Source organism: Desulfurobacterium sp. (assembly GCF_027028515.1).
Taxonomy (GTDB): Bacteria; Aquificota; Aquificia; order Desulfurobacteriales; family Desulfurobacteriaceae; genus Desulfurobacterium_A.
Genome location: NZ_JALVIW010000012.1, coordinates 36,143 through 44,007 on the forward strand (window position 1 = coordinate 36,143; position 7,865 = coordinate 44,007).

9 protein-coding genes are annotated in these 7,865 nt (G+C 39.6%); 2 read left to right on the forward strand and 7 right to left on the reverse strand.

Annotated features, from left to right (window positions below; translation table 11 throughout):
* Positions 1–90: 90 nt before the first annotated feature.
* Positions 91–1,398 (forward strand): sigma-54 dependent transcriptional regulator, encoded by a 1,308-nt coding sequence (locus tag MV676_RS01425; RefSeq protein WP_297444606.1) that lies wholly within the window; start codon positions 91–93, stop codon positions 1,396–1,398.
* Positions 1,388–2,524, forward strand: coding sequence for a HAMP domain-containing sensor histidine kinase (locus tag MV676_RS01430; protein ID WP_297444608.1), 1,137 nt, complete (start codon positions 1,388–1,390; stop codon positions 2,522–2,524). The genes MV676_RS01425 and MV676_RS01430 overlap by 11 nt, the downstream gene beginning before the upstream one ends.
* A gap of 254 nt (positions 2,525–2,778) precedes the next feature.
* Here MV676_RS01430 and MV676_RS01435 read toward each other — a convergent pair whose 3' ends face one another.
* Genes MV676_RS01435 through MV676_RS01465 form a run of 7 tightly spaced genes read right to left on the reverse strand, consistent with a single transcriptional unit; the run spans position 2,779 to position 7,754 of the window.
* Positions 2,779–3,591 carry a hypothetical protein gene (locus MV676_RS01435; RefSeq protein ID WP_297444610.1) on the reverse strand — a complete coding sequence of 271 codons (813 nt, stop codon included), beginning with the start codon at positions 3,589–3,591 and terminating at the stop codon, positions 2,779–2,781.
* A gap of 42 nt (positions 3,592–3,633) precedes the next feature.
* Positions 3,634–4,500: a prephenate dehydrogenase gene (locus MV676_RS01440; protein ID WP_297444613.1), complete on the reverse strand. Its 867-nt coding sequence runs from the start codon at positions 4,498–4,500 to the stop codon at positions 3,634–3,636.
* A gap of 1 nt (position 4,501) precedes the next feature.
* Positions 4,502–5,077: a class II aldolase/adducin family protein gene (locus tag MV676_RS01445; protein ID WP_022846207.1), complete on the reverse strand. Its 576-nt coding sequence runs from the start codon at positions 5,075–5,077 to the stop codon at positions 4,502–4,504.
* A 1-nt stretch (position 5,078) separates the two neighbouring features.
* Positions 5,079–5,897: an AAA family ATPase gene (locus MV676_RS01450; protein WP_297444616.1), complete on the reverse strand. Its 819-nt coding sequence runs from the start codon at positions 5,895–5,897 to the stop codon at positions 5,079–5,081.
* Positions 5,887–6,504 carry a dTMP kinase gene (gene tmk / locus MV676_RS01455; protein ID WP_297444618.1) on the reverse strand — a complete coding sequence of 206 codons (618 nt, stop codon included), beginning with the start codon at positions 6,502–6,504 and terminating at the stop codon, positions 5,887–5,889. Before tmk ends, MV676_RS01450 begins: the two co-directional genes overlap by 11 nt.
* A 9-nt stretch (positions 6,505–6,513) precedes the next feature.
* The gene (locus MV676_RS01460; protein ID WP_297444620.1) at positions 6,514–6,855 is read right to left on the reverse strand and encodes a histidine triad nucleotide-binding protein; all 342 of its coding nucleotides are present in this window, start codon (positions 6,853–6,855) and stop codon (positions 6,514–6,516) included.
* A gap of 2 nt (positions 6,856–6,857) precedes the next feature.
* The gene (locus tag MV676_RS01465) at positions 6,858–7,754 is read right to left on the reverse strand and encodes a hypothetical protein (protein ID WP_297444622.1); all 897 of its coding nucleotides are present in this window, start codon (positions 7,752–7,754) and stop codon (positions 6,858–6,860) included.
* Positions 7,755–7,865: the final 111 nt, after the last annotated feature.

A 7,865-nucleotide genomic window follows, 5' to 3' on the forward strand; every position in this document is an offset into this window, starting at 1 on the left:
TTTTATTTTAAATATAGGGCGACAGCTTTTTCATTGCACTTTCTTGCCTTTTCTTTTCATTAGGGTAAATTAGATAAAAAGGGGTTATCTATGGCGTGTAATGTTCTTGTCGTTGAAGATGATAAGCTTCAAAGAGAGTTACTTGTCGATGTTTTAGAGGATAACGGTTTTAACGTTTTCTCTGCTACTTCCGCGGAAAGGGCAGAAGCAATTGTTAAAGACGAAGACATGGATGTTGTTGTAACAGATGTCAGGCTTCCCGGAAAGTCTGGTATAGAATTTTTGAAGTCTGTGAAAAGAATTAAAAATGTTGAAGTTATCATAATAACTGCGTTTTCAAATGTTGACGATGCGGTTAAAGCCATAAAACTGGGTGCTTTTCACTATTTAACAAAGCCTTATGATGTAGATGTTCTGGTGAATCTGGTTAAAAAATGTTGTGAACTTTCCCGTCTAAAAAAAGCACCGCTCAGAAGGGAAGGTATTGTCTTTGCATCACCTGTTATGGAAAAAGTCCTTTCGACCGCTTCCCTTTTTGCGAAGGCTGATGCACCTGTTCTTATAACCGGTGAAAGTGGAACAGGAAAAGAGGTTGTGGCAAGGTACATACATGAGGAGAGCGGCAGGAAAGGCAGATTTGTACCTGTTAACTGTACTTCTATTCCTGAGAATCTTTTTGAAAGTGAGCTTTTCGGGTATGAGAAGGGGGCCTTTTCCGGTGCTACAAAGTCAAAGCCTGGACTTATAGAGGAAGCTGATGGAGGAACACTTTTTCTTGATGAAATAGGCGATTTGCCTCTTGCTCTTCAGGCGAAGCTTTTAAGGTTTCTTCAGGAAAGAGAGGTTAGGCGGGTTGGTGGTTTAGAAGCGAAAAAGGTTGATGTAAAAGTTGTTGCTGCAACAAATAGGAAGCTTGAAGAGCTTGTTAAAGAGGGGAAATTTCGGGAGGATCTCTTTTACAGGTTAAATGTTCTTCGCATAGAGGTACCGCCTTTACGTGAGAGAAAGGAAGATATCCTTGAGCTTGTAGGTTACTTTATTGATAGATTTTCCAGAAGATATGACAAGAAAATTTCACTTTCCCCTGAAGCTCTTGATGTTCTTTTAAGTTACGATTTTCCCGGTAATGTTAGGGAACTTGAGAATCTGTTACACAGGGCGGTTCTGGTTGCAGATGCTGAGGTGAGACCGGAACATTTGGGTATAAAAACGGAGAAATCTACATTTTCATGTTTTCTTCCACCTGGAAAGAAACTTCCTGAGTATATTGAAGACATAGAGAAGGCTATTCTGATAAATGCCCTTGAGGAAGCGAATTTTGTTCAGACGAAAGCTGCAAAGATACTTGGAATAGATGAGAAATCTTTAAGATACAAGCGGAAAAAGTATGGAATATAAAAGAGAAAAGCTTTATCTCATTGCTCCTTTACTGCTTACGGCGGTTATGATGGTTTTTTTCAGTTATAACTTTTACCGCCTCAGGGTTGAGTGGAACTCTTTCTTTCAAATGGCTATAACCAACGAGGCAGACAGGGTTGAATCGCTTGTAGAAAGTACGGTTGGTGGTGGCGGCGATCCTATTGAGGGACTCTCTTCGTACGTGGAACATTCTAAACTTTTGAAAGGTGTTAAGGTTGAGTTTGAGGGAAGAGAGATAGTTGTTCCCGGTTCAAATTTTAACGGTGCTCTTGAAGAAAAAGTGCTCGAGGCACCACCTTTCAGACTTCATCTATTCTTTGACACTTCTTACAGAAAGGAGATTAACAGGCATATACTCTTTCAGTTTCTTGCCGGTCTTGTTATAAATATTCTACTTCTGGCCGGCATAGCTTTCTCGCTGAGGCTTTACTTTTACCAGAGGCTTTCCTTTGACAGAGAGAAGCACGAGAAGGAGAGACTCAAAAGTGTATCAATAGCCATATCATCTATACTCCATGAGGTTAAAAATGCTCTTAGCCGTTTAAATATGCTTGCTTACAGGATTAATAAGGAGTCGCCTTCAGAGTATGCAGAGCTTATGCAGAAAGAGGTTAGAAGGCTTGCCCTTTTTATGGAGGAGGCTTCAAAGATTAATAAGCCTATTACATTGAAGAAGGAAAAGATTTCGCTTGAAAGGTTAATTCTTGATGTGGTTTCCGAGTTTTCAGATATTGCAAAGGCGAAGGGGATAGATATTAGAGTCGATGTTGAAGATGTGCCGATTTTTGTTGATTGTGAGAAGTTTCTCATTGTTCTCAGAAATCTTATAAAAAATGCCATTGAAGCGGTTTCTGAGCAAAATGGAAAAAGAGTTGTTGAGATTAACGCTGAAAAAACTGATGGTGTTTTGAAGATTTATGTCAGGGATAGTGGTGGTTCTCTTCCTGAAGAGCTTTTTAAACCGTTTAAAACGACAAAGAGTGGCGGATTTGGTCTTGGTCTTTACAGTTCACGAAGAATAGTTAGAGCTCACGGTGGTGACCTGAAAGCTTTCGTTAATGATGGCTGGACGGTTATGGAGATTGAACTTCCTTTGGAAGCGTGAGGTGTTTGAAATTCCGGGAAATGTTATAGTGTTCTAAATATTTCCAATGGTGTTTCCTCTGTTTTTAAGCCTGATAAGCTTGCCGAAAGGGATGCAATCCAAGGAGAGTCCCAAAAGCAACAGCTGTGTTTGTGTATAAGTGTTTATGTTTTCAGGTAGCTGTTGCAACCACAAGCTGCACATAAACGTTGAACACGACAGGCTGTGCTCAAGAATTGCGCACTTCCTTGAAAATGCTCCCGACGAAAAAACGGCTAAAAGTAAATTCCCAGATTAACGCCCGCTCCAAAGCACTCAATCCTCACAGGTTCAACTCTAATTTTCACATATTGAGGAACTCCCGACGAAAGGGAAGATTGAACGTCAACAAGTTCAACCTCTCCGCCGCTCCACCGCCCGGTTATGTAGAATGCCTGAATTTCCCAGAAGGTTTTTCTTTTCCTGTTATACTTTCTGTATCTTGCATTGAGCATTAGCGCTTCAAACTTCGTTTCAATAGATGTTGTCGTATCGGTATCTCCAAGGAAGCTCTGAATGTAGGGATCAAGAAATTTCACTTTCTGCTTTCCACCTGAAATCTCTTTCCATGAAGGGAAGTAAACGGCCGAAATAGAAAAAGTTTTGTCCCAGTCTGCCCTAATCTCAAAGTATTGAGAAATTCCGTCCACCTCTCCCCAGTCAGCTATTCTTGTCGTTTCAACACCTGAAGTATCCGTAAAGTAAAAAGGCTTGTTCTTATACTCAAAACCAATTCCCCCGAGGCCATATCCGAAGGCCAAAAATCTCTCTTCATATCTACCTGAAAGCAGAAAATATGTCCCGAGTCTCACACAGCCGCCGCTTCTGTGTTCCCCTCTGAACACTCCGGTAGGCTCAATGAGAATGCCGAAGACGTCATCTTTATCAAAACCTTCAAGTCTCCAGCCAAGAACTGCTGCCGGGTATCTGTCCCCGTCCGAAGGCACAAAAGCACCAGCTCCGAGATTGATAGAGGTCCTTACCTCTTTTGCAGAAGCAGGTAAGGAAAATAGCATGAAAATAATTAAAAAAACTATCACTTTTCTCATCTTCCACTTCTTCTTAATTCCTTTACAGTTGCTTCAAGTTCTTTAAGATATTCTATTTCTCTTCTTCCTTGCCGTTTCAAAAAAGGCTTTCAGGCTTTCTCTCTCGTTTTCTTCTATAAGTTTTTCAACCCTGGTTAGAGATTTTTTGAATGTTTTTATGGCTTCTAAAACGTTTTCTCTGTTTTCCATGCATATATCACGCCACATTATTGGGTCGCTCATCGCGATTCTTGTGAAGTCTCTGAATCCACCGCCGGTAAACACAAACAGGTCTTCGTTTAACTGCTTTGAAAGGGTGTCTATCGCATCAACTATAGAGTATGCGACAACGTGGGGAAGATGGCTGACAGATGCAAATATTTTATCGTGGTAGAAAGGATCCATCTCAATGACCATTGAGCCTAAATTGTGCCATAATCTTTTAATCTTTTCTTTCGCTTCCGGATCTGTGTTTTCTGTCGGTGTTAGGATAAACTTTGCACCTTTGAACAGATCTTCGACGCTGTTTTCAACGCCCGATTTTTCTGTTCCCGCTATTGGATGTCCACCTACAAATCGTGCAGCGTCTTTTAGTTCTTTTTCGCACATGTAGACCAGCTTTCCTTTTACACTTCCAAGGTCAGTTACAATAATATCTTTTTTCGGATCGATTTTCTCTTTTATCGTTTTGAGGACACTTTTGTAAACACCAACAGGTGTTGCAATAGCTATAAGGTCTGCTTCACTCAAAATGTTTCCGCTTATGTCTCCATCGTCTATTACGTTGAGTTTTTTTCCTTTTTCAATGGCTTCAGGATTAAGGTCAACAGCCGTTACCTTTCCCGGAAAACCGTGCTTTTTGAGGTTAAGGGCGAAAGAACCGCCGATGAGTCCCAGTCCTATGATGGATATATGTTTAAAGTCCCACATACTATCTCTCCATTGACCTAACTATAGATATTATCTTGCAGGAGTTCTCCACGGCAGAGAGGTATTTAAACGCCTCTTCAACTGTTCTGCCGGTTGAAAAAGGTCCGTGTGATTTTACAATCGCAATTTTACACTTTTTTAGAAGTTCTGGTAACTTTTCAGCCACTTCATTAGAACTTATTACGGTTTTTGCAGATAGGACAGGAACAGTTCCCAGTAAAAATTTTACTTCTGAATCAAGAGGGACGATTTCATCTGTTGTTAGGGAAACTGCTACTGTGTATGGAGAGTGGGCGTGAACGATAGCTTTTACATCAGGCAGCTGCTTATAAATGTTTCTGTGAACTTTCAACTCTATTGATGCTTCTCTATCGAGTTCTTCGTTTGGTTCCGTAGTTGTAACAACAATATCATCTTCCGTAAGGCATCCAAGCATTTTCCCCGATTTTTTTATCAGTATGTATTCGTTGTATCTTGCACTTATGTTGCCACCGTGACTGTCTGTTAGTCCCATTTCAAAAATCAATTTTCCAATTTTTATAATCTCTTCCTTCAGTTTTTTTATCTCGATTTCCACGTTAACCTCCGTTTTCTGCAACATTTATGAGAATCCACTCGATGACGTTCCTTGGTCTGCCGTAGAATTTTAAAAATGTTCTTCCTTTTTCTAATGGTTCAAACCATTTCAGGAATATCTTCTTTTCGGATAAAAGCAGTTCTAACGAGTAAATAAACAGTTCTGTTTCTTCTCTTGACATGGATGAAAAATTGGAAGAGAAACTGGTTATGTTCTCGCTGAGTTTTCGCTCTTTTAAAAGTTTAATAAGTTCAGCTATCAGTTCAGGCACTTTGCTGTTTGCAAGTGCTATGGCCCTGCCGGCACTGTTTCCGCATAATTTAATTACTCTTTCATCGTACTGAACACCTGAACTTTCAAGCACTGTTTTTACCTGCTGTTCGGTCAGCTTCCCGAAGTGGAATATCTTGCACCTTGATCGGATTGTTGGAAGTAAATGGTTCTCGTTTGAGGTTATTAAAATTATTGTTGCATAAGAAGGAGGTTCTTCTAACGTTTTCAGAAGGGCGTTTGCAGCTTCTGTTCGCATAGTTTCGGCGTTATCTATAATCAAGACTTTTTTTGACGAGTACTGAGGCTTTTTAAAAAGCCATGAGGAAGAGTCTCTTATCTCGTCTATTGTTGGCGGTTTCTCTTCACCTACGATTTTCACCTCAAATGGATTTCCGGTTAGAATCTTTGCCGTTTCAACTGCAATAAGCTTTTTCCCTATGCCTTTTGGTCCTGAGAAGAGAACCGATGATGGAAATGTATCTTTCTCAATTAATTCTTCAATTGTGTGGAGTTGACTTGTATGTCCGACAATCGTGTTAAATCCCATTTTTGAGTCTTCTCTCAACGATCTGATGAATTTCGCTAAAAATTTCTACAGTTCTTTTCCTTCCGTCTATAATAACTATTCTTTCTGAATAGCGTTTAGCTATTTCTAAATAGCCTTTCCGTACTTTTTCATGAAATTCAAAATTTTCTTTTTCTATTCTGTCCTGTTTTCTTCTTTTGATTCTTGAGAATCCAATTTCTACAGGGATATCTATCAGGAAAGTGATATCAGGAGAAAGGCCTCCAGTCGCAAGCTGGTTTAGGTGTTCTATTTCCTCTATAGGGAGTTCCCTACCGTATCCCTGATATGCCAGCGTTGCGTCCGAAAATCTGTCAGATATAACTATTGCGCCGGATGCAAGGGCTGGTTTTATCAGGTTTTGAACGTGGAATGAACGGGCAGCCATATAAAGCATTAACTCTGCCATTTCAGGAAAGTTTTCTTCTCTTTCAGAGAGAATAAATTCTCTCAATTCTTCAGCTGCCGGCGTCCCACCTGGCTCTCTTGTTAACACAACTTCGTATCCAGCATCGAGGAACCACTCGTGCAAGAGTTTCGCCTGAGTGCTTTTTCCAGAACCTTCTATTCCTTCAAACGTTATGAACATTTTTACCGCCTATTTGCATATCATTGGACCAAGTGGCTTTCCGGCAAAAAGGTGGAAGTGAATGTGATAAATTTCCTGTCCGCCGTCGCGGTTGCAGTTTACAAGTATCCTGTAACCTTTTTCGTCAAATCCCATCTCTTTTGCAATTTTCCTGGCTACTAAAAAGATATGACCTATCAGTTCCTTGTGATTTTCTTCAAGGTCGTTGACGGTTGGTATGTGTTCTTTTGGGATAATTAGAATGTGAACCGGTGCTTGAGGATTTATATCGTGAAAGGCTATAACTTTTTCATCTTCATAGACGATTTTTGCAGGAATTTCCCTGTTTACAATCTTACAGAATATGCACATCCCTACCTCCTTACAGCAGGTTTTGAGAGGGTAATGTTCCCTGCTTTATCAACGGCACCTATTCTGTAGATACCGTTAAGACATCTCTTAAGTATGAATATTAATCCTGTTGTTTTCCCGATGCATTTATCATTATAAAAAATTTTATAGTACTTTACATCTCTGGATATTGACGGTTCCCATACAAGGTAGCAAGCATGGTCTGTTATCAATATAGGATTTTCAGGAGGGGCTGGAGGTATATTGTCCTTAGGGATAACCTCTATTACTTTTGTGAAGGGTCCTTTTATCTCGTTGTTGGCATATCGTGCACGGTAAAAATATTTTTTTCCGTTTTCCACCCTGCTGTCGGTAAAAAGATTACCTGATATTGTTTTAAAAGGTTTAATTATGTTGAAATGACCGGTGTCGGATTTAAAGATCTCTATAGTTTTGTACTTATGTTTTTTGAATTCAATTTTAACTATTCTGTCTCCTGCTTTTACAGATTTTAAAGTAGGTGCTTCCTGAATAGGTGCTTTGATTATTCTGCATACAGGTTCAGAGAATTCGCCTATAAATTTTTTAAAAACAGCAGCAACCCGGAAGCAAATCTTTGTATTTTGTTTTAGTGGTTTGTATTTGAAGTAGTTTTTGTTTGTTTCTACTGTACTGTGACCAAAATTTATGTCTATGATGTATTTGATATCCTTTTTTTCCTCTTTAGATATAGGTTCACCGTCTTCAAATTTTGCCGGGCTTTTCCAGTAAATTAAAGGCGTTGATACTACCTGCTGGTAGTGGATTTTTGAAGGAGGTAGAGGATGGAAGTCTCTTGGAGGTAAGGGATTTCCTCTTCTTCCACATGTGCTGAAGGAGGAGAGAAAGATAATAAAAATAAATGCTAAAATTTGCTTCACGGTACCTCCTACATCAATTCTTTGATTTCTTTTCCTTTGTCTGGATAAAAATTTCTTGAAGTTTTTTCACGTCTATCGGTTTTGTTATGTAGCCGTCAGCACCGTGCTTTT